Annotated in this window: 17 protein-coding genes and 1 tRNA gene; 12 read left to right on the top strand and 6 right to left on the bottom strand. The window is 67.0% G+C overall.

Translation table 11 applies throughout. The features are described 5' to 3' along the window. The first annotated feature begins 8 nt into the window (after positions 1-8). From lgt to ACFVWL_RS15880, 5 genes are all read left to right on the top strand, one after another. Positions 9-1,037 (top strand): prolipoprotein diacylglyceryl transferase, encoded by a 1,029-nt coding sequence (gene lgt / locus ACFVWL_RS15900; protein WP_387184745.1) that lies wholly within the window; start codon positions 9-11, stop codon positions 1,035-1,037. A gap of 143 nt (positions 1,038-1,180) precedes the next feature. Then, the gene (gene gltB, locus ACFVWL_RS15895; protein WP_387185335.1) at positions 1,181-5,704 is read left to right on the top strand and encodes a glutamate synthase large subunit; all 4,524 of its coding nucleotides are present in this window, start codon (positions 1,181-1,183) and stop codon (positions 5,702-5,704) included. Then, the gene (locus ACFVWL_RS15890) at positions 5,697-7,163 is read left to right on the top strand and encodes a glutamate synthase subunit beta (RefSeq protein ID WP_387184742.1); all 1,467 of its coding nucleotides are present in this window, start codon (positions 5,697-5,699) and stop codon (positions 7,161-7,163) included. Before gltB ends, ACFVWL_RS15890 begins: the two co-directional genes overlap by 8 nt. A gap of 58 nt (positions 7,164-7,221) precedes the next feature. Then, positions 7,222-8,670, top strand: coding sequence for a pyruvate kinase (pyk, locus tag ACFVWL_RS15885; RefSeq protein ID WP_387184739.1), 1,449 nt, complete (start codon positions 7,222-7,224; stop codon positions 8,668-8,670). Between the two features lie 175 nt (positions 8,671-8,845). After that, the gene (locus ACFVWL_RS15880; protein WP_387185333.1) at positions 8,846-9,436 is read left to right on the top strand and encodes an esterase/lipase family protein; all 591 of its coding nucleotides are present in this window, start codon (positions 8,846-8,848) and stop codon (positions 9,434-9,436) included. A gap of 4 nt (positions 9,437-9,440) precedes the next feature. Here ACFVWL_RS15880 and ACFVWL_RS15875 read toward each other — a convergent pair whose 3' ends face one another. Then, positions 9,441-9,593 carry a hypothetical protein gene (locus ACFVWL_RS15875; protein ID WP_387184736.1) on the bottom strand — a complete coding sequence of 51 codons (153 nt, stop codon included), beginning with the start codon at positions 9,591-9,593 and terminating at the stop codon, positions 9,441-9,443. Beyond that, on the bottom strand, positions 9,590-10,069 hold the full coding sequence (locus ACFVWL_RS15870; RefSeq protein ID WP_387184733.1) for a universal stress protein: 480 nt from the start codon (positions 10,067-10,069) through the stop codon (positions 9,590-9,592). Before ACFVWL_RS15870 ends, ACFVWL_RS15875 begins: the two co-directional genes overlap by 4 nt. 191 nt (positions 10,070-10,260) lie before the next feature. Here ACFVWL_RS15870 and ACFVWL_RS15865 point away from each other — a divergent pair, with 191 nt between their 5' ends. Continuing rightward, positions 10,261-12,747 (top strand): phosphoketolase, encoded by a 2,487-nt coding sequence (locus ACFVWL_RS15865; RefSeq protein ID WP_387184730.1) that lies wholly within the window; start codon positions 10,261-10,263, stop codon positions 12,745-12,747. 146 nt (positions 12,748-12,893) lie between these two features. Here the strand turns inward: ACFVWL_RS15865 and ACFVWL_RS15860 are convergent, their stop codons facing one another. The 3 genes from ACFVWL_RS15860 to ACFVWL_RS15850 form a co-directional block, all read right to left on the bottom strand. Then, complete coding sequence (locus tag ACFVWL_RS15860) at positions 12,894-13,565, bottom strand: response regulator (RefSeq protein ID WP_387184727.1); 672 nt, start codon at positions 13,563-13,565, stop codon at positions 12,894-12,896. Between the two features lie 265 nt (positions 13,566-13,830). Further along, on the bottom strand, positions 13,831-14,322 hold the full coding sequence (locus ACFVWL_RS15855) for a universal stress protein (protein WP_387184724.1): 492 nt from the start codon (positions 14,320-14,322) through the stop codon (positions 13,831-13,833). Positions 14,323-14,386: 64 nt separating this feature from the next. Beyond that, the gene (locus ACFVWL_RS15850) at positions 14,387-15,145 is read right to left on the bottom strand and encodes a universal stress protein (protein ID WP_387184722.1); all 759 of its coding nucleotides are present in this window, start codon (positions 15,143-15,145) and stop codon (positions 14,387-14,389) included. A 124-nt stretch (positions 15,146-15,269) separates the two neighbouring features. On the opposite strand from ACFVWL_RS15850, the gene ACFVWL_RS15845 reads away from it, so the two are divergent. The 6 genes from ACFVWL_RS15845 to ACFVWL_RS15820 all read left to right on the top strand — a co-directional run bounded on the left by ACFVWL_RS15845 (position 15,270) and on the right by ACFVWL_RS15820 (position 22,259). Then, entirely contained in the window at positions 15,270-16,967 is a 1,698-nt protein-coding gene (locus tag ACFVWL_RS15845) for a GAF domain-containing protein (RefSeq protein WP_387184719.1), read from the top strand. Beyond that, positions 16,964-17,632 carry a response regulator gene (locus ACFVWL_RS15840; RefSeq protein WP_387184716.1) on the top strand — a complete coding sequence of 223 codons (669 nt, stop codon included), beginning with the start codon at positions 16,964-16,966 and terminating at the stop codon, positions 17,630-17,632. Before ACFVWL_RS15845 ends, ACFVWL_RS15840 begins: the two co-directional genes overlap by 4 nt. 205 nt (positions 17,633-17,837) lie before the next feature. Beyond that, positions 17,838-18,413, top strand: a complete 576-nt coding sequence (locus ACFVWL_RS15835) for a flavodoxin family protein (protein WP_387184713.1) — start codon at positions 17,838-17,840, stop codon at positions 18,411-18,413. A gap of 117 nt (positions 18,414-18,530) precedes the next feature. Continuing rightward, positions 18,531-19,370: a universal stress protein gene (locus tag ACFVWL_RS15830; RefSeq protein ID WP_387184711.1), complete on the top strand. Its 840-nt coding sequence runs from the start codon at positions 18,531-18,533 to the stop codon at positions 19,368-19,370. 89 nt (positions 19,371-19,459) lie between these two features. After that, on the top strand, positions 19,460-20,518 hold the full coding sequence (locus ACFVWL_RS15825) for a zinc-dependent alcohol dehydrogenase (RefSeq protein WP_387184708.1): 1,059 nt from the start codon (positions 19,460-19,462) through the stop codon (positions 20,516-20,518). Between the two features lie 64 nt (positions 20,519-20,582). Next, the gene (locus tag ACFVWL_RS15820; RefSeq protein ID WP_387184706.1) at positions 20,583-22,259 is read left to right on the top strand and encodes a hypothetical protein; all 1,677 of its coding nucleotides are present in this window, start codon (positions 20,583-20,585) and stop codon (positions 22,257-22,259) included. Positions 22,260-22,274: 15 nt separating this feature from the next. Here the strand turns inward: ACFVWL_RS15820 and ACFVWL_RS15815 are convergent. Beyond that, positions 22,275-22,357 (bottom strand) — tRNA-Leu (locus ACFVWL_RS15815). Positions 22,358-22,413: the final 56 nt, after the last annotated feature.

Here is a 22,413-nt window from a genome sequence, read left to right as displayed (position 1 = left end):
TCGCACTCATGTCACTCGCGCTCCACAGCACCTTCGCCGGTGTGCTCGCCAGCATCCCGAGCCCCACGGTCTCCTATTGGGACGTGTGGCCTGGCATCCGGATCCACTTCTACGCGCTCTGCATCATCGCCGGCATCATCGCCGCGACGTTCCTGACCAACCACCGTCTCACCAAGCGCGGAGCGGAGCCGTGGGTCGTGATCGACATCTCGATCCTCGCGGTGCCGTTGGCGATCATCGGTGCGCGCATCTTCCACGTGCTCACGCACCCGAACGACTACTTCGGTGAGGGGATCAACACCTGGAACCCCTTCCAGCCGGGGTCGGTGTGGGCGATCTGGGAGGGCGGAATCGCGATCTTCGGCGCACTCATCGGCGGCGCCATCGGCGCGTACCTCGGGTGCCGCTGGACGGGGATCCGCTTCTGGACCTTCGCGGATGCGCTGGCTCCGGGTCTGCTCCTGGCACAGGCCATGGGCCGCTTCGGCAACTGGTTCAACAACGAGCTCTTCGGCCTTCCCACCGATCTGCCCTGGGGTCTGGAGATCCCGTCCACGAACTCGGCGTTCCCTCCCGGGCTTCCCGAAGGAACACTCTTCCACCCGACGTTCCTCTACGAGGTCATCTGGAACGGTCTCGGCGTCATCGTCCTGCTCTGGCTCGGCCGCAAGCTCTTCTTCCAGTGGGGTCGCCTGTTCGCGATCTACCTGATCTGGTACAGCGCGGGACGCATCGTCTGGGAGTCGATCCGCATCGATCCGAGCGAGATCATCCTCGGCCTGCGCAGCAACGTCCTCGCGGCGATCATCGGCGTTCTCGTGGGTCTCGCGATCCTCATCGTCCAGACCCGTCGTCACCCGGGACTGGAGCCGTCGCCGTACCAGCTCGGCCGCGAACGGACCGATGCGGACGCTGATGTACAATCGCAGAACAATCCCTCTGACTTCGTAGACGTGAGCGAGCCTCCGACCGAAGAAGTCACCGCAGGAGCCACCGCCACAAGCACTGCTCCCACGAGCGAGGACGGCTCTCGATAACGCCGCCTCGTGGCGGGAGAACCATTGCACTGAACGAGCGGGCCGACGTCGTCCCCGGGTTTCACTCGAAGATCTGAGGACGGTAACTGGTGTACTTCCAGCCCCCTTACGGCGCCTCTGGCGCATACCCCCCGAAGCAGGGCATGTACAACCCGGCGTTCGAAAAGGACGCCTGCGGCCTCGCCATGGTCGCGACCCTGCGCGGCCAAGCCGGGCACGACATCATCGCGTTGGCCCTCGAGGCCCTGCGCAACCTGGAGCACCGCGGAGCCATCGGCTCGGACGCGGGCACCGGGGACGGCGCCGGCATCCTGACGCAGATGCCCGATGAATTCCTCCGCGCAGTCGTCGGCTTCGAACTGCCGCCCGTGGGGGAGTACGCCGCCGGGTTGGCGTTCCTGCCCCGCGATTCGAGCGAGCGCCGCCAGCAGAAGGCCGGGATCGAGAAGATCGCCCGCTCCGAGGGACTCCGCGTTCTCGGCTGGCGTGAGGTCCCCACCGCCAACGAGAACCTCGGCAAGCTCGCCGACGAAGCGCGTCCCGCCTTCGAGCAGCTCTTCGTGAGTGCCGGAGGGGCGACCCACACCGATGCGCCGCTGACGGGCATCGCCCTCGACCGCGTCGCGTACCGCCTGCGCAAGCGCGCTGGTCATGAACTCGGCGCCTACTTCGTCTCGCTCTCGGCCCGCACCCTCGGCTACAAGGGCATGGTCACCACCCTGCAGCTTGAGCCGTTCTATCCCGACCTGCAGGACGAGCGCTTCGCCTCCGAGCTGGCCGTCGTGCACTCCCGCTACTCGACGAACACGTTCCCCTCGTGGCCGCTCGCGCAGCCGCTGCGGATGCTCGCGCACAATGGAGAGATCAACACGGTCGGCGGCAACCGCAACTGGATGCGCGCCCGGCAGTCCCAGCTCGAGTCCGAGCTTCTCGGCGACATCTCGCCGCTGCTCCCGATCTGCACGGACGGCGCGAGCGACTCCGCCTCGTTCGACGAGGTGCTCGAACTGCTGACCCTCACCGGGCGCAGCCTTCCGCACGCCATCATGATGATGGTGCCGGAGGCGTACGAGAAGCAGGCCGACATCACTCCGGAGCTGCGCTCGTTCTACGAGTACCACTCCAACCAGATGGAGCCGTGGGACGGCCCGGCCGCGCTCATCTTCACCGACGGCACGCTCGTCGGTGCCACGCTCGACCGCAACGGGCTGCGTCCCGGACGTTGGACCGAGACGACCGACGGCCTGGTCGTGATCGGATCCGAGACCGGTGTGCTGCAGTTCGAACCGGAGCGCATCAAGCGTCGAGGCCGTCTGCAGCCCGGCAAGATGTTCCTGGTCGACACCGCGCAGCGTCGCATCGTCGAGGACAGCGAGATCAAGCACGACCTCGCCACGATGCACCCCTGGCAGGAGTGGCTGGATGGCGGGGCCGTGCGTCTGGCCGAGCTGCCCGAGCGTGAGCACATCGTGCACCCGCCCGCATCGATCACCCGTCGTCAGCGTACGTTCGGCTACACCGAGGAAGAGGTCCGCATCCTCCTCACTCCGATGGGGCAGACGGGTGTCGAGCCGCTCGGCGCGATGGGATCCGACACCCCGATCGCTGTGCTCAGCAAGCGTCCGCGCCTGCTGTTCGACTACTTCACGCAGCAGTTCGCGCAGGTCACGAACCCGCCGCTCGACTCGATCCGTGAAGAGGTCGTCACCAGCCTCAAGCTGGGGCTCGGCCCCGAGAGCAACCTGTTGTCGTGGGGGCCGGAGCACACCCGCACCGTGTCGCTCGACTTCCCGGTGATCGACAACGACGAGCTCGCGAAGATCCGCCACATCGACAAGGCGATGCCGGGTCGGTCGAGCGCGACCATCCGCGGTCTTTACCACTTCGACGCAGGCCCGCAGACCCTGCAGGACCGGCTCACCGAGATGTGCGCCGAGGTCGACGAGGCGATCGAGGACGGCGCCGAGTTCATCATCCTGTCGGACCGCGACTCCAACAAGGACCTGACTCCGATCCCGTCCCTGCTCATGGTCTCGGCGATCCACCACCACCTCATCCGGCGTGAGAACCGGATGAAGGTCGGTCTCATCGTCGAGGCCGGAGACGTGCGCGAAGTGCACCACGTGGCGACGCTGATCGGCTACGGCGCCTCCGCCGTCAACCCCTACCTCGCGATGGAGACGGTCGAGCACCTCGTGCGCACCGGCTACATCAACGGCATCACGCCCGAGAAGGCGGTCAAGAATCTGATCTACGCGCTCGGCAAGGGCGTGCTCAAGATCATGTCGAAGATGGGCATCTCCACGGTGTCGTCGTACGCGGGCGCCCAGGTGTTCGAGGCGGTCGGGCTCAGCCAGGAGTTCATCGACGCGTACTTCACCCGCACCGAGTCCAAGCTCGGCGGCATCGGCATCGAGGAGATCTTCGCCGAGAACCAGGCGCGTCACGACTACGCGTACCCCGAGGATGCGGCGGCGCGTGCGCACGAGCGGCTCTGGACCGGCGGCGAGTACCAGTGGCGTCGCGACGGCTCTCCGCACCTGTTCAACCCGGAGACGGTGTTCAAGTTGCAGCACTCGACCCGCACGAGGCGCTACGACATCTTCCGCGAGTACACCAAGCTCGTCGATGAGCAGGCCGCCGAGCTGAAGACCCTCCGCGGACTGTTCAGCCTGCGCACCGGCACCCGCAAGCCCGTGCCGCTGGACGAGGTCGAGCCGGTCTCCGCCATCGTCAAGCGCTTCTCCACGGGCGCGATGAGCTACGGCTCGATCTCCCGTGAGGCACACGAGACGCTCGCGATCGCGATGAACAGCATCGGCGCGAAGTCGAACACCGGTGAGGGCGGCGAAGATCCCGACCGGCTGGTCGACCCCGAGCGCCGCAGCGCGATCAAGCAGGTCGCCTCCGGGCGCTTCGGCGTGACGAGCCTGTACCTCACCGAGGCGGATGACATCCAGATCAAGCTCGCTCAGGGCGCGAAGCCCGGCGAGGGAGGCCAGCTGCCGCCGACCAAGGTCTACCCCTGGGTCGCGCGCACCCGTCATGCGACCGCTGGTGTGGGATTGATCTCCCCGCCGCCGCACCACGACATCTACTCGATCGAAGACCTCAAGCAGCTCATCTTCGATCTGAAGCGGGCGAATCCCGAGGCGCGCATCCACACCAAGCTGGTAAGCCAGTCAGGCATCGGCGCGGTGTCGGCGGGTGTCGCCAAGGCACTGAGCGACGTCATCCTGGTCTCCGGCCACGACGGTGGAACGGGCGCCAGCCCATTGAACTCGCTCAAGCACGCCGGAACTCCGTGGGAGCTCGGTCTCGCCGAGACGCAGCAGACGCTCATGCTCAACGGCATGCGCGACCGCGTGGTGGTTCAGGTCGACGGCCAGCTCAAGACGGGCCGCGACGTCATCATCGGCGCACTGCTCGGCGCGGAGGAGTTCGGTTTCGCCACCGCTCCGCTCGTGGTCAGCGGTTGCATCATGATGCGCGTGTGCCATCTCGACACCTGTCCGGTCGGCGTCGCCACGCAGAATCCGGTGCTGCGCGAGCGTTTCACGGGCAAGCCCGAATTCGTCGTGAACTTCATGGAGTTCATCGCTGAAGAGGTGCGCGAGCTCCTCGCCGAGCTCGGCTACCGTTCGATCGACGAGATCGTCGGCCGTGCCGACCTCATCGAGGTGAACGCCGCCGTCGAGCACTGGAAGGCAGAGGGCCTCGACCTCACCCCGGTGTTGGAAGGCCCGGTGTTCCCGGCCGGCGAGCCGCGTCGCAGCGGTCGCACCCAGGATCACGAGCTCGAGAAGCACTTCGACGTGCAGCTGATCGACATCGCGAAGGGGGCGCTGCTCAACGGAGAACCGGTCGTGGTGGAGCTGCCCATCGCCAACACCGAGCGCGCCGTCGGAACGATGCTGGGCCACCAGGTGACCTCTCGGCACGGTGCTGCGGGTCTGCCGCAGGGGACGATCGATGTCACTCTGCACGGCACGGCAGGGCAGTCGCTCGGCGCGTTCCTGCCACCGGGGATCATGCTGCGGCTGGAAGGCGATGCGAACGACTACGTCGGCAAGGGGCTTTCGGGCGGTGACATCACCATCCGTCCGCCGCGCGGTTCTGCGATCGCACCCCATGAGAACGTGATCGCCGGCAACGTGATCGGCTATGGTGCGACCTCGGGAACGATGTTCATCTCGGGCGTCGTCGGCGAGCGCTTCCTCGTCCGCAACTCGGGCGCGACCGCCGTCGTCGAGGGTGTGGGCGACCACGCGCTGGAGTACATGACGGGCGGCCTCGCTGTGATCCTCGGACCGACCGGACGCAACTTCGGTGCCGGCATGTCCGGGGGAGTGGCGTATGTGCACGCGCTCGATACGAGCAAGGTGAACGCCCAGTCGCTCGGCAGCGGAGAGCTGCTCCTCGAGCCGCTGGATCGTGCGGATCTCGAGGTGCTGCGCAGCCTGCTGGTCGCGCACATCGAGCGCACCGCATCGCCGTTGGCCGCGTCGCTCCTCGAGAGCTTCGAGGAGACCGCTGCAGAGTTCGTGAAGGTGCTTCCTCGTGACTTCGCCGCCGTGCGGAGCATGCGCGAGGAGGCGTTGGCTGAAGGGATCGACCCCGACGGCGACATCGTGTGGAACCGCATCCTGGAGGTGACCGGTGGCTGACCCCAAAGGCTTTCTGAAGGTGACCGAGCGGGAGCTTCCCGCCCGTCGTCCCGTTCCCGTGCGCATCATGGACTGGAAAGAGGTCTACGAGCCCGGCGACAAGCAGGTCCTGCGCCGTCAGGCCGGGCGCTGCATGGACTGCGGTGTGCCGTTCTGCCATCAGGGCTGCCCCCTCGGCAACCTGATCCCCGAATGGAACGACCTCACATGGCGCGGAGAGGGGCGGGCGGCGATCGAGCGTCTGCACGCCACGAACAACTTCCCGGAGTTCACTGGACGACTGTGCCCCGCACCGTGCGAGAGCTCGTGCGTGCTCGGCATCAACCAGCCGGCAGTGACCATCAAGCAGATCGAGGTCTCGATCATCGACGAGGCCTTCGCGAAGGGCTGGGTCGAGCCGGAGCCGCCGGAGCGTCTGACCGGCAAGACGGTCGCCGTCGTCGGGTCGGGGCCTGCGGGTCTCGCCGCCGCGCAGCAGCTCACGCGTGCGGGACACACCGTCGCGGTCTTCGAGCGTGACGACCGCATCGGCGGCCTGCTGCGCTACGGCATCCCGGACTTCAAGATGGAGAAGACTCAGCTCGAGTCCCGACTGCGTCAGATGCAGGAGGAGGGCACCCGCTTCCGTGCGGGTGTCGAGATCGGAAAGGACATCTCCTGGCCCGACCTTCGTGCGCGCTACGACGCGGTGGTGATCGCGACCGGTTCGACCGTGCCCCGCGACCTCGCCATCCCCGGGCGCGACCTCGACGGCGTGCACTTCGCCATGGAGTACCTCGTGGAGTCGAACCACGCGGTCGCCGGGGACAAGGTCACTGACCAGATCAGCGCCGAGGGCAAGCACGTCATCGTGATCGGCGGCGGAGACACCGGTGCGGACTGCATCGGAACCGCGCACCGCCAGGGCGCACTCAGCGTCACCAACCTCGCGATCGGCAAGCAGCCGGGCGACGCGCGTCCCGACCACCAGCCGTGGCCGATGATGCCGACTGTCTTCGAGGTCTCCTCCGCGCACGAGGAGGGCGGTGAGCGGGTCTTCCTCGCGTCCACCGTCGAGTTCCTCGGCAACGAGGTCGGCGAGGTGCGTGCGTTGCGTGTGGCCGAGACGGAGTACATCGACGGACGTCGCGTGCCCAAGAGCGGCACCGAGCGCGAGATCCCGGCCGATCTCATCCTGATCGCGATGGGATTCACGGGTCCCGAGCAGGGCGGCTACACCGAGGAGACGCTTCCGCAGGTGACCGACCGTGGCGCCTTCCGCCGCGACTCCTCGTACGAGTCGACGGTTCCCGGCGTGTTCGTCGCCGGCGATGCCGGCCGCGGCCAGTCGCTCATCGTGTGGGCCATCGCCGAGGGCCGTGCAGCGGCTGCGAACGTCGACCGGTTCCTGATGGGCACCACCGTTCTTCCCGAACCGGTGCGCCCGAGTGATGTCGCGATCGGTCTCCAGCCCGCGTAGGCTGAGGCCGGCACCGTCGCCTGTTTTACCTTCCCCCACTTCTACCCTGGAGAAATCTTTGAGACGCGCGAAAATCGTCGCCACCCTGGGCCCCGCCACCTCCACCTATGAGACGGTGCGCGCACTGATCGATGCGGGGGTGGACGTCGCTCGACTGAACCTCAGCCACGGTGACTACTCCGTGCACGAGAACAACTACGCCAACGTGCGTCGTGCCGCAGAGGATGCCGGTCGCCCGGTCGCCATCCTCGTCGACCTGCAGGGCCCGAAGATCCGTCTCGGTAAGTTCGAGAACGGACCCTACGAGCTCGCCAAGGGTGACATCTTCAAGATCACCACCGAAGACATCATCGGCAACAAGGACATCTGCGGAACGACCTTCAAGGGTCTCCCGCAGGACGTCAAACCCGGTGACTTCCTCCTGATCGACGACGGCAAGGTCCGTGTCGAGGTCGTCGAGACCGATGGCGTCACCGTCACCACCAAGGTGATCGTGGCCGGTGCGGTGTCCAACAACAAGGGCATCAACCTCCCTGGAGTGGCCGTCAACGTCCCCGCGCTGAGCGAGAAGGACGAAGACGACCTGCGCTGGGGTCTGCGCATCGGCGCCGACCTGATCGCCCTGTCGTTCGTGCGCAACGCCGCCGACGTCAACCGCGTGCACGAGATCATGGCGGAAGAGGGCGTCCGCGTCCCCGTCATCGCCAAGGTCGAGAAGCCGCAGGCGGTAGACGCGCTCGAGGAGATCGTCGACGCCTTCGACTCGATCATGGTCGCCCGTGGAGACCTGGGCGTCGAGCTCCCGCTCGAGGCCGTGCCGATCGTGCAGAAGCGCGCCGTCGAGATCGCACGTCGCATGGCGAAGCCGGTCATCGTCGCGACGCAGATGCTCGAGTCGATGATCAACAGCCCGGTCCCGACGCGCGCCGAGACCTCGGACGTCGCGAACGCGGTGCTCGACGGTGCGGACGCGGTCATGCTCTCCGGTGAGACCAGCGTCGGCGACTACCCGGTCGTGGTGGTCGAGACCATGGCGCGGATCATCGCGTCCACCGAGGAGCACGGTCTGGAGCGCATCGCGCCGCTGACGACCAAGCCCCGCACCCAGGGCGGCGCGATCACCCTCGCCGCTCTCGAGGTCGCCGAGTTCGTCGACGCGAAGTTCCTCTGCGTGTTCACGCAGTCGGGTGACTCCGCTCGTCGTCTGTCGCGTCTGCGCTCGCGCATCCCAATGATCGCATTCACGCCGGAGCCCGACATCCGTCGCCGCATGGCACTGACGTGGGGCATCCGCTCGACGCTGGTCGACATGGTCCAGCACACCGACCTGATGTATCACCAGGTCGACGAGTATCTCCTCGGCAACAAACTCGCCGAGGAAGGGGACAAGGTCGTCGTGATCTCCGGTTCCCCTCCCGGAATCATCGGATCGACGAACGACCTTCGTGTGCACAAGGTCGGCGATGCGATCCGCGGTGCAGCTCCGATCTACAAGGCCGGCGTCTGACACACTGCATCCAGAGGGGGCGGGACTTCGGTCTCGCCCCCTCTGTCGTACGCGTCAGGTAGTTTTCACTCATGGAGCCGAGGCATCGTCAGAGGAGCATCTCATCGGCGTGCTGAGGAACGCGGGGTGGTGGGTCGCCGATTACCTGTACGCGGGCTATTGGCAGGTGCGTGCGATGTTCGACCGCACCGATCCGGCATCTTTCGCCTCCGGGAGCGCCGCGCACATCGTCGTGCTGCCCGGCGTCTACGAGACCTGGAGGTTCCTGCAGCCCCTCGTCGTGGCGATGCATGAGCGCGGACATCCGGTTCACGTCGTCGATACGCTCCATCGGAATCAGCGCCCTGTGGTCGATATGGCAGAAGCCGTGGCGACCTTTCTCGTAGAGCAGGAGCTCCGTGATGTGATCCTCGTCGCGCACAGCAAGGGCGGTCTGGCAGGAAAGGTGGTGATGACGGGCCCGGCAGGGGGGCGCGTGCGTTTCATGCTCGCGGTCGCGACGCCGTTCGGCGGCTCGCGATACGCCCGTCTCATGCTGTCGAGAACGCTCCGGGAGTTCTCTCCGGACGACCCGTCGATCGTGGGTCTCGCGCGGCAGCTGACCGTGAACGAGCGGATCGTCTCGGTCTACGCGGAGTTCGATCCGCACATCCCGGAGGGGAGCGAGCTCGCCGGTGCCAGAAACGTCCGCCTCGACACGGGCGGGCACTTCCGGATCCTCGCGCACCCCCGCGTTCTGGCAGAGCTCGCCGTGCTGGCGGAGTAGCCGCTCAGCTGCAGCTGCCGGTCGGCGGACGCTCTCCGTAAAGCGTCGGAAGCCACGAGAGCAGGTGCGCAAGCGCGGCGGATGCGGCGAGGCCGTGGCTGGCATCCGGATAGCGGTGCAGGGTCACATCCGCGTTCTGCTCGCCGTGGAGCTTCACGTATCCCTCGGGATCAGAGACGTGTCCCGGCGGTGTCCCCGAGTGAGGTCTGGGGGGGTGTGGACGATCAGTACGGGACAGCGGGCGTGTTCTGCGCACGCAGCGCTGACCGAGCCCAGCAGCATCCCAGCGAAGCCTCCATGGCCGCGGCTGCCGAGAACGAGCATGTAAGTGTTCTCGCTCATGCCGATCAGAGTCCGCGCGGGGGACCCGAGCAAGGTCCGGCGGATCACACCTGAAGGGGGTGCTTCGCCGAAGGCCTTCCGGATGCTCTCGGAGAGGATCTCTTCCGCATCCTGTTCGGGCGACCACTCGATGGCGACGTAAGGATCGACGGGTGGGGCTGTCCAGGTCGTCACGGCTTCCAGACGTTTCTTCAGGGCAGCTGCCATATCAGCGGCGTAGCGCAACGCGTCGATTGATGAGGCGGAGCCATCGACACCGACGAGGATCCGGTCGCTCTGCGTGATCTCCATGTCGCCATGATCACGAGTTCCGGGCGCGATCGTCGGGACGAAGGTCACACGGACCGTCGTCCCGTCGTCGCCGAACGAAACGCTCGGCGACGACGGTGTGCGGCTGCGTCGGGACCTTCGGCACTGGGACCGTCGAGCGAACGGGGATGTACTCGTGCCATGACGAGAACCCCCTTCCGAGACGAAACGCGATGAGTGCGTCCGGAGCCCTCAGCTGGCCGAGCATCGTGCTGACCGAACCGTCAGCCCCGACGCTGGAGGCTCTGAACGCCTGGTGGCGTGCAGCGAACTACCTGTCGGTGGGGCAGATCTACCTGCTCGACAACCCTCTGCTGCGCGAGCCGCTCACCCGCGACCACATCAAGCCGCGACTGCTCGGCCACTGGGGGACCACGCCCGGCCTCAACTTCATCTACGCCCACCTGAACCGCGTCATCCGGGAGCGTGCGCTCGATGTCCTCTTCGTCGCCGGGCCGGGTCACGGAGGTCCCGGGATGGTCGCCAACGCCTACCTGGACGGCACATATAGCGAGGTGTACGACGCGATCCCTCGCACCGAGAACGGCGTCCGCGCGCTGTTCCGCCAGTTCTCCTTCCCCGGGGGGATCCCCAGCCACGTGGCACCGGAGACCCCGGGATCGATCCACGAGGGTGGCGAGCTCGGCTACTCGCTGTCCCACGCCTACGGGGCCGCATTCGATAATCCGGACCTGTTGGTCGCCGCCGTCGTCGGCGACGGTGAAGCGGAGACCGGGCCCTTGGCCACCGGATGGCACTCGAACAAGTTCCTCGATCCCCGGCACGACGGGGTGGTGCTGCCGATCCTGCACCTGAACGGCTACAAGATCGCCAATCCGACCGTGCTCGCCCGCATCCCCGAAGAGGAGCTTCTGCAGTTGATGCGCGGGTACGGGCACACGCCCTACCTCGTCTCCGGCGGCTTCGACGGTGAGGATCCCTTCGAGGTCCACAGGCGATTCGCGCACACCCTGGATCAGGTGCTCAACCAGATCGCGCAGATCAAGGCGGATGCGGCGTCGGGTGCGCTCAGCGCCCGCCCCGCCTGGCCGATGATCGTGCTGCGCACTCCCAAGGGGTGGACCTGCCCGAAGGTGATCGACGGACATCCGGCAGAGGACAATTGGCGTTCACACCAGGTTCCCCTCCGGGACGCGCGCGACACGCTCGCGCACACTCAACTGCTCGAGCACTGGATGCGCTCCTACCGACCGGAGGAGCTGTTCGACGACGCCGGTTCGATCAGGGCGACCGTAACCGCTCTCGCACCGGTGGGAGATGCGCGGATAAGCGCCAACCCCGTCGCGAACGGCGGCCTTCTGCGGAGAGACCTGGTTCTCCCGGACTTCCGCGACTACGCCGTCGATGTCCCGTCTCCGGGAGGCTCCGTCAGCGAGGCCACTCGCGTGCTCGGCACCTGGCTGCGCGATGTGATCGTGGCCAACCCGAAGGACTTCCGGATCTTCGGCCCCGACGAGACCGCCTCCAACCGTCTCGATGATGTCTTCGAGGTCACGGACAAGCAGTGGAACGCCGCGCTGTGGCCGATCGATGACGACAACCACCTGGCCAGGGCCGGCCGCGTCGTCGAGATGCTCAGCGAACACCAATGTCAGGGTTGGCTCGAAGGCTACCTGCTGACGGGGCGTCATGGAGTCCTCAACTCCTACGAGGCGTTCGTGCACATCGTCGACTCGATGTTCAATCAGCACGCCAAGTGGCTGAAGACCGCGAAGGGCATTCCCTGGCGCCGACCGATCTCCTCGCTGAACTACCTGCTCAGCTCGCACGTCTGGCGACAGGACCATAACGGGCTGTCGCACCAGGACCCGGGCTTCATCGACCACGTGGTGAACAAGAAGGCGGACGTGGTGCGCGTCTACCTTCCCTTCGACGCGAACACCCTCCTGTCGACGTACGATCACTGTCTGCGTTCGGTGGACTACGTCAACGTCGTCGTCGCCGGCAAGCAGCCGGCGCCGAACTGGTTGACGATGTCGGAGGCGATCGAGCACTGCACGCGGGGGCTGGGAATCCTGGAGTGGGCCGGGAGTGAGCGGACGGATCAGGAACCGGACGTCGTCCTCGCGGCGGCGGGTGATGTCCCGACGCTGGAGATCCTCGCCGCGGCAGCCATCATCCGTGAGCGCATGCCCCGGCTGAGCGTCCGGGTCGTCAACGTCGTCGACCTGATGCGGCTCCAGAGCGAGGGCGAGCACCCGCACGGCCTCAGCGACCGCGAGTACGATGCCGTCTTCACCGAGGACAGGCCCGTGATCTTCGCATACCACGGCTACCCGTGGCTCATCCACCGACTCACGTACCGGCGACACGGACACGACAACCTTCACGTGCGCGGCTACATCGAGGAGGGCACCACGACGACCCCGTTCGACATGGTCATGATGAACGACATCGACCGGTTCCACCTCGTGATCGACGTGATCGACCGGGTGCCCGGCCTCGCCTCCACGCACGCGGTGCTGCGACAGGAGATGCAGGATGCGCGGCTTCGCGCGCGGGCCTACACGCGTGCCCACGGTGAGGATGCTCCCGAGATCGCCGGGTGGACCTGGAACAGCGCCGCCACCCCGAACGGCGGCGACCGCAGGGCTTCAATGCCTTCCGTCGCCGCCGAGCAGCACGATCAGAAGGCGTAGAACCACGACATCCGCCACACGCGTCGATGACGAAGACCTGCAGCGACCCGTCCATCAGGAGCCCGAGTGCCCCCTCGATGTCGACAGCGCGGGGAGCGCGCGGAGCCGCGCCTGGCCGAGGCCGACGAGAGCATCGTCGTCGGCCCTTACGGACGAGGAGGCGCGGCCGACGCACCGGTCGAACTGTTTGCGGCCGTCCGCTCCGTTTCGAGCACGGCCGCCTGCGTCCGGCGCTCCAGTCCGAGCTTGCTGAGCACGGAAGAGACGTAGTTCTTCACCGTCTTCTCCGCGAGCCCGAGACGGTCACCGATCTGACTGTTGGTCAGCCCTTCGGCGATCAGTGCGAGCGTCTGCTTCTCGCGCACGTTCAGCGATCCGTATCGAGGGTCTTCTGCGCTCGCGTCGCGCACGCGATGGGTGATGCGGCGCACCATCGAGGGATTCAGCAGCGACTCTCCGTCGGCCACAGCGCAGACGGCACGCACGAGTTCGTCGGTGTGCAGACTCTTCAACAGGTAGCCGGAGGCATCGCCGGTGACAGCGGCGACGAGTGCGTCGTCGTCGTCGAATGCGGTCAGGATCAGACAGCGGACGCTCGGATGTGATTGGCGGATCTGGCGGCACAGATCGATACCGCTGCCGTCAGGGAGATGCACGTCCAGGACGGCGACGTCGGGGAGCGTCTCGGCGATCCGGATGACCGCCTCGCTGCAGCTCGATGCTTCCCCGACCACGGTCAGATCGGGGTGCGCCTCGAGGAGTCCGGCGATGCCGCGGCGCACGACTTCGTGATCGTCGACCAGGAACACTCGGTGCATTCGTCCCTCTCTTCGTGCTCGGGCTGCGGGGCGGCGGTCAGGCGGGTGCGGACGTGCAGATCACAGTACCGCTCGAGACTCGCACCGGAGCGCGACTCGTCATGGGACCAAAGACCCACCGCAGGGCGGACTTCGCGCCCTATCCTCGCGTTCTGGGAAAAAGAGGGGGGAGCCGCCCGCATCGGGAGGGCTGCTCCGAGAAAAAGGGACAGGGGCCGCGCTCCAGGGGCAGTGCGGTTCCTCTCTCTTCTCTCGGCCGTGACGATCAGCGCTGTCCAGGGGGAGCGGAGGCCCGCGGGGCTTCGGATGTGACGGGGTGCGGCATCGGTGTGTGGACGACGAGCACCGGACAGCGGGCGTGGGCCGCGCACGCCGCACTGACGGAACCGAGGAGCAGCCCGGCGAATCCGCCATGTCCTCGACTGCCGACGACGAGCATCGACGCACGGTCGCTCTGTTCGATGAGCACCTCTGCGGCGCGGCCGGGAACGACTGACTGCGTGAACCGCTTCGGAGGTGATCCCTGGAACGCTGCGCGCACGGCATCGAGGAGGCACCGCTGCGCATCCATCTTGGGAGACCATTCGGTGCCAGGATCGAACGGATCGAGCATCACAGGATACGTCCAGGTGGTGACCGCCGCGAGTGGGACATCGAGTGCAACGGCGATGCGCGCCGCGTACGACAACGCTTCCACGGAGGCAGCGGAGCCATCGACGCCGACGACGATGGGGAGCGGCTCGACGATGTCTGTCATCCGCCCAGGATTCACCCCGCGGGAGCGGCTTGCAGAGGCGAACGTCCCACGGTCTGGTCTCGGCTCATCCCGAGTGGTGGGCCCGATCGCCGGGCACGATGAGGACGGGTGCGTTGATGTTGACGAGGACGTCCTGGACGACAGGTCCGAGGGAATGCTCGCTGCGATGCGCGTGCCCTGCGCCGATGACGACGAGTGCGGCATTCCGGGAGGCGTCCAACAGCGCTTCCGCCGGCGGCCGCACGGTCTCGCGCGTTCGCAGCGTGGCCCGAGGGTGCAGCCGTTGGACGAGAGCGGCCGCCTGCTCCAGCGCGGATGCCGACGTCTCCACGGGCGCCGGAACGATCCCGGAGAACGAGGAATGCACGACTTGTAGCGGCTCCCCGCGCCGTGCGGCCTCGTCGGATGCCGCGCGGACGACGGGATCGAGCAGGTCATCGGCCTTCACTCCGGCGACGACCCCTGAGCGGAACCGCAGATCGAGGTGCGGCACGACCACGACGGCGCAGCGCGTCACCGCTGCGATGCGCAGACTCATGGTGCCGAAGACACGGCTGTGGATGAACCCCGTCTTGCCGGTGCTGATCACCAGGGCGTCATCATCCTGGAGGAAGCGGGCGAGCTGCTCCGGCACGGGCCCCGTCGGGAGTACGACGTCCGTCGTCCTGTGCGGTTCGGGGTGCGCGAACTCCACATCGTCTCCGGTCGACACATGCACGCGGACGACCGGGACGCCGGCCGCGGCAGCATGCGACTCGGCCCACGCATGCGCCGTTTCCTCGCCACCGCTTCCCTTGAGCGCCAGGACATATCGTGCAGGCATTCGCGCTTCCTCTCTCGGTGGAATGCCATCGTCCGATGAGGGAGGTCGAGCGTGAAGAGTCGAAGGTCCTGCAGAGGCCGTTCGAGAGTAGTGTCGGCAATGACTGCCGGGGAAAGTGGGGGTGATGGACGACGAAGAGCTTCGGTTCCCCGACCAGCGCCGATCCGAGCTGGAGAGCACGATCGGCGAGCTGGTGGAACGAGCTCAGCACGTGCTCAGCGCCCAGGGCCGACTGCGCAGCCTGTTCCGTGCGAGCCAGATCGTCGTGGAGGACCTCGACCTCGAACAGGTTCTTCGTCACATCGCCGAGGCCGCTGTGACCCTGGTGGACGCGCAATACGGCGCGCTCGGTGTGATCGACCGCGAGGGGCGCCTGGAGCAGTTCATCCACGTCGGGATGCCGGATGACGTCGCTGATCGGATCGGTCATCTCCCGGAAGGGCATGGTGTGCTGGGGGCGGTCATCGAGAGCGCGCATCCGATCCGCCTGGTCGACCTCGGTGCCGATCCGCGATCGGTGGGGCTGCCCCCGCACCATCCGGTCATGCGCACGTTTCTCGGCGTTCCGATCCGGGTGCGCGGGGAGATATACGGAAATCTGTATCTCACCAACCGCACGGGCGGCGAGTTCACCGACGAAGACGAAGAGCTGGTGCTCGCCCTCGCGACCACGGCCGCGATCGCGATAGACAACGCGCGTCGCTATGAGGAGTCCCAACGCCTTCAACGGCTCAGTCACGCCCTCGCTGAGATCTCCGCGGCGTTGCTCTCGGCGGACGCGGGTGACGTCTTCGGTGTGGTGGCGGAGAAGGTGGCCTCCGTCATCGATGCCGACCTGGTGCTGATCGTTGCGCCGGGAGCCGAGGAGGGGCGTTACCACGTGGAGACAGCCCGAGGAGTCGGTGCCGATCGGCTCGAGGGCACGGAGGTTCCCGATGGCGATTCCCTGATCGCCCGGGCGATGACTGGCGAAAGCGTCGTCTCCAACGCCGATCCTGCCGAGTCGCCCTCCTTCGAAGGGCATCTCTCCGGAGGGTCGACCATCGCCGTCCCCCTGCTCGTCGCGGGCACACCCGCGGGAGCCCTGTGTGTGGTCCGCGACGCGGCGGAGAAGCACTTCTCCTCCGAGGATCTGTCGGTGCTCTCCGAGTTCGCCGCGCAAGCGGGCATCGCCGTCGCCCTCGCGCATGCACGTGCTGACCGTCAGCGGCTGGATCTGATCGAGGATCGTGCCCGGATCGCTCGAGACCTTCACGACAACGTCATACAGCGACTGTTCGGAACAGGGCTCGGCCTGCAGGCGCTGGCGGCGACGACGCCTGATCGGGCCGAAGTCATCTCCGCGCACGCCGGAGAGATCGACGCGGCCATCTCCGACTTCCGCACGGCCATCTTCGCTCTTCAGACCACGGACCCCGAGTCGGTCCGCCATCGTCTCCTCGACGTGGTGGGCGAGTTCACCTCGAGTCTTCGCAGCGCTCCCCGCATCTCGTTCTCCGGTCCCGTCGATCTCCTGGTCACCGGCGCGCTCGGTGAGGACATCGTCGCCGTGGTGCGCGAGTCGCTGAGCAACGTCGCCCGCCATGCGCGCGCCACGACGTCGGAGGTCGTCGTCGCCGTCACAGCATCCCATGTCACGGTCGTCGTCGACGACGACGGGATCGGTATGCCCGAGAACCCGGAGCGCGTCAGCGGTACGGCGAATCTGGAGATGCGTGCGCGAGCGCATGGCGGTACGTGCACGATCGCGGCCCGAGACCTCGGCGGCACGAGGGTCCACTGGCGGGCGCCGCTCGAGGCGGAGACGGCGGGCTCCCGATGATCGGCGTGTTCCTGGTGGAAGACCACAGTGTCGTCCGTCGCGGAATCGCACAGATCCTCGACGCGGAGCCGGGGCTCGAGGTGGTCGGAGAATCGGGCACGGTGCGCGGCACGCTTGGGCGGGTGGAGGCGACTTCGCCGGATGTCGTCGTGCTCGATGTGCGGCTCCCCGACGGCAGCGGCGTGGACCTCTGCCGGAGCATCCGATCGGCGCACCCCGGGATTCGATGCCTCATGCTCACGGCCTTCGACGACGACGCGGCGAGCGCCGCAGCGGTGATCGCCGGCGCGTCGGGGTACGTCCTGAAGACGATCCGTGGCACTTCTCTCACCGACTCGATCCGCCGGGCGGCGGCCGGTGAGGACTTGACGCCCCCGGCCGTCACGGCGCGCGTACGCACCGAGCTCGCTTCTCGAGCGACGGACCCTCCCGCCCCTGAGGCGCCGCTGACCCTGCGCGAGGGTCAGATTCTGCGATTGATCGCGGAAGGACTCACCAACCGCCAGATCGGCGAGCGCCTCGGTCTCGCTGAGAAGACGGTCAAGAACTACGTCTCGGGTCTTCTCTCGAAGCTCGGTATGCAGCGTCGCACGCAGGCGGCAGTCTACGGTGCCACGGGGCACGTCTCCGATCGAGCGACGGGGGAACGCTTCGCGCAGCGGTGAGCGTCCATGGGACGTTCGACCCTGACGGGAGTGCTGCACGGGAGAAGCATGTCTCATCGGAGGACTCCCTTCACCGTCAGAGGAGCATCATGGCCGACTCGACCTTCGCCCCACATCGTCCACTCGTCGTCGATCCCGCCGATCGACAGCTTCCCGCCACGCAGCCGATCGACGTCACTGCTCTCCTGCAACAGGGAACGCGATCGTGACGACTGGACACCCGCAGACCGTCGCCTCGACCGCAGAGATCGTATTCGAGTCGTTCTTCGGCAACACCCGCCGCGTGGCTGAGGCGGTCGCCGACGGCATAAGGCAGCATCTCGTGGCCGCACTCGTCGACGTACGCGGTGAGGAGCCTTCGAGTGATCACGACGTCCTCGTGGTAGGAGCACCCACTCACGCCCACTCGCTGAGTGGACCCGCCTCCCGGCGAGAAGCCGAGTCCTGGGCCAAGGACCTCGGGAAGCACCTGACGCTCGAGAAGGGGAGCCGAGCGACCGGGATCCGGGAGTGGATCGAGACCGGCGCGCCGACAGCGTCCGGGTTCGCCGCATTCGACACCCGCGTCGACATGCCGAGGATCTTCACCGGCTCGGCCGCGACAGCGATCAGCACGCGGCTGCGAAAGCGGGGGATGCATGAGCTCCTCCACCCCGAGAGCTTCCTGGTCGACAAGGACAGCCGGCTCCTTCCCGGTGAGCTCGAACGTGCCCGCACCTGGGGCACCGCACTCGCCCTCGAGGCGCTCTCGGGATCGCCGGCAGTGAGGGCCCGGTGGTGACCATGTCCACGTCGCAGGGGACCGACGCGACCGTCGCCTTTCTCGGTGCCGCCGATACAAGGTCGGAGCCGATCGTCGCCGACCCCGCGCGCACTTCGCCCCTGAGAGGAACCACTCATGCAAGAGAGCATCCTGGTCGGAGTCGTCGACACTCCTGCTTCCCGACGAGCCGTCGAGTGGGCCGCGCACCGCGCGAATGAACGGCTCAGCAGGGTGGAGCTCCTCTCGGTCGTGGGCGGCGCGATCGGCACGGTCGGCGAAGGGGCGGTCGTCGCCGAGGCCATCAGCCTGACGCAGGCGTTGCTCGAACGCGAAGCGGAGCGCGTCAGGGCGCACGGGGTGAAGGCGGACACCGTGGTCTCGCGAGGAAACCCCGTGGAGGAACTGATCAGCGCATCGATGGTGTTCGACCTTCTCGTGATCGGAAGCGACTTCCGGGGGGAGCATTCAGGTGCGCGGAGCATCCGCCACGGCATCCGTGTGGCAGCAGGTGCCCACTGCCCGGTGGTCGTCGTTCCCGACATCGATCTCGCCGGTCGGCGGGGCGTGATCGTGGGCGTCGATGGATCCGCGGTGTCCGGGAAGCTCATCGACTTCGCCGCGGCCGAGGCCGCGCGCACCGGCGATCCGCTCACCGTCGTCAACACCTGGGTCACGGTACCTTTGCCGCTCAACATGTCGGCCTATCCCGCGGACTATCTCTCCGGCATGCAGAAGCTGACGGAGGAGGCTCTGGCCGAATCGCTGGCGGGGATCTCTCGCCTCTACCCGGAACTCGAGGTGCATCGAGTCGTCGAGCGCGGCTATGCCGCCTCCGTCATCGACCGCCTTGCGGGGGACGCGCGTCTCACGGTCATCGGCTCTCACGGCCGTGGCGCGATCGCCCGATTCCTCCTCGGTTCGACCAGCCAAGAGGTCCTGTCGAGTCCTTCCACTGTCACCGTGCTCGTCCGGTGAGCGCCCGGCATGGTGGGACCTTCGACCCGGGGAAGGAGGTCGGGCGGCGTCAGACTTGAAGCATCCACGAGTCCCGTCCAGGAGGAATGATGCGAGCAGCAGTCGTCACAGAGTTCGGTGCACCGGCGCAGGTGGAAGAGCGTCCGATCCCGCAGCCCGGTCCGGGACAGGTCCTGGTCCGGGTGGAGACATGCGGACTGTGCCACACCGATATCCACGCCATGCGCGGAGATTGGCCGGTCAAGCCCCCGCTCCCGCTCATCCCGGGGCACGAAGGCGTCGGCATCGTCGAACAGCTCGGCGACGGCGTGACCAATCGCACGGTCGGACAGCGCGTCGCGATGCCCTGGCTCGGCCACGCATGCGGCGAATGCCGTTACTGCGTCGATGGTCGAGAGAACCTCTGCGAGAGCCAGTACAACAACGGCTACGCCGTCGACGGCGGCTACGCCGAGTACATGCTGGCAGACGCCCGTTTCGCCGTTCCCGTTCCGGGGGGCATCACCGCGATCGACGCCGCGCCGCTCACCTGCGCCGGAGTCACGACCTACGCGGCGATCAAGAACGCGCATGTCACGCCGGGCGAGACGGTCGCGATCTTCGGTGTCGGAGGGCTCGGCCACCTTGCGGTGCAGTACGCGCGCCTGGTGGGCGCCAAAGTCATCGCGGTGGACATCACCGACGAGAAGCTCGACCTGGCATCTGAGCTGGGTGCAGACCACGTCGTGAACGCCGCCGGCGCCGATCCGGTAGCTGCGATCCGGGATCTCGGTGGTGCCGACGTCGTCGTCGTCCTCGCGGTCGCGCCCGCGGTCTTCGACCAGGCGTTCCGTTCTCTGAACCGTGGTGGCAGGCTCGTGCTGGTATCCCTCCCCGCCGGTGGGGAGCTCACGGTGCCGATCTTCGATACCGTGCTGAAGGGCATCAGCATCATCGGCTCCATCGTCGGGACCAGGCAGGATCTGGCCGAGGTCTTCGACCTTCACGCCGCCGGACGGACGCGGGTCGTCACCGAGCCCCGTGAGCTGGACCAGGTCAACGCATCGGTCGACGAGGTGCTGGCGGGGACTGTGCCGGCCCGGCTCGTGTTCCGATACCACACCGCCGATGTCGTTCCGACGCACGACGGGACCGCTGCGTCCCTGTGAGACGGCGACCGACTTTTCCGATGAGGAGAGCAAGGACATCGTGAGAACGAACGTGAGAATTCGAGTGTGGACAGGACTTGTGTTGGGTGTGGCCGTCGTGTTCGCCACGGCGGCCACAGCGAACGCCGCAGTGCCGCCTCCGCTCGGGGATGACGGCTCGTACCACGTGGTCCGGAGCTGGAACACCACCCAATCGGAGCCCACAGGGTTCCTGGTTCCTTCGACGATTCTCGCCACGACGGCGGGTGAGATCTACGGGATCGCGAACTACTCCTCAGGTTCGTCTCAAGCGATCATCCGTGACAGCGACACCGGAACACGCCTTGCCTCCTGGTACAACCCCGACACCTCGCCGACAGGTCTGGCATTGGATGCCGCGGAGAATCCGCACGTCTTGGAGCGAAACAACGTCACCGGGCTATGGCAGGTCACCACGTACGACCCGGTGGGGGTGACCCTCGACACGACGGTGCTCACCGGCAGTGAGGACAGCAGCCTCGTGGGGCTCGCCCTTGCCGAGGACGGCACGATCTACACCATCAACGCGGGCGCTTCCCCGAACGAGATCGCAGGCTACTCCTCGGACGGCACGGCTCGACCGGCGGCGCCGCTGCCGGGCCTGCAGATCGGCTACGCCGCATTCAACCTGAACCTCGCCTCCGACGGTCGGCTTCATTTCTCGGCGTACAGCCTCGCCGACGGCAACTCGGTCCTCGTCGGAGTCGGAACGGATGGCGGAGGCCTCGCCGTCACCGCCCTCCCGAATGCCGCGCAGACCACCCTCGGCCCGAACGACCGACTCTTCACCGTGCAGTACGACGGCACGATCGTCATCTCGGATACGAGCGGTGCAGTGCTCGACACCATCCCCCCGACCGCCTTCGCCCCGTCTCAGATATCGCCCATCGGAATCACAGCCGCGACCGACGGGGGGACGATATTCGTCAGCGGATACGCGTACAACCCCGTCACCGGCGAGTCGACTCCCGGGATCTCGGCCCTTCAGCCACTGCGCTCCCCGGACATCGCCGGCGCGGCGTTCACGGCCCTCAGCTGCGAAGCCTTCAGCGATGCCGTCACCGCCACGGGTACCCCGCCACCGAGCTTCTACCAGGTCATCAGCGGTGTGCTGCCGCCGGGAATCACGCTCAACGGCGATACCGGCGAGCTCGCCGGCATCCCGACGATCGACGGCGACTTTGGCTTCACGATCCAGGCATTCAACGGTGTGGCACCGACACCCGACACCACCACTCGGGACACCGCCGACTACACGATCAGTGTGAGTCTGAAGACTTTCACCACGTCATCCCCCGTCATCAGCGGGAAACCGAGCGAGGGGAGTGAACTCACCGTCGTCGTCGCCCCATGGGTCCCCCTGCCGACAGAGATCCTCTTCCAGTGGCTCCGCGACGGCCAGCCGATCGACGGAGCGACCTCGAGCACCTACACCCTGGTCGCCGCCGACGTCGGTCGAGACATCAGCGCGACGGTCTCCGGTACGGCGGACTGCTACAGCCCGGCCACGGCGACCTCTGCCGCGCTCACCATCCCGACTCCGGCGCCCAGCCCTCCTCCTGCTCCGGGTCCGTCGGATTCGGGCGCACCCCCGCATGGTGCTCTGGCGGGAACGGGTGGTGACGCGAGCGGGCTGCCACCTCTGATCATCAGCGCAGCGATGATGATGACGATCGGCGCCGCGCTCATCCTCGCTTCGAGGGCGCGCCGTCGTGTGAGGTGATTTGCGCTGCAAGGGTGCCGGCGGTGGGACTCGAACCCACACGCCCTTTCGGACAAAGCATTTTGAGTGCTCCGCGTCTGCCATTCCGCCACGCCGGCTCGTGTGTCGCGTCTACGACTTTAGCGCAGGGGAGAGGGAGTGATCCTCCGCGCCG

The organism is Microbacterium sp. NPDC058269, assembly GCF_042881445.1.
Taxonomy (GTDB): domain Bacteria; phylum Actinomycetota; class Actinomycetes; order Actinomycetales; family Microbacteriaceae; genus Microbacterium.
The sequence above is the reverse complement of the archived record's forward strand: the minus strand, read 5'-3'. Positions and strand labels throughout refer to the sequence as shown.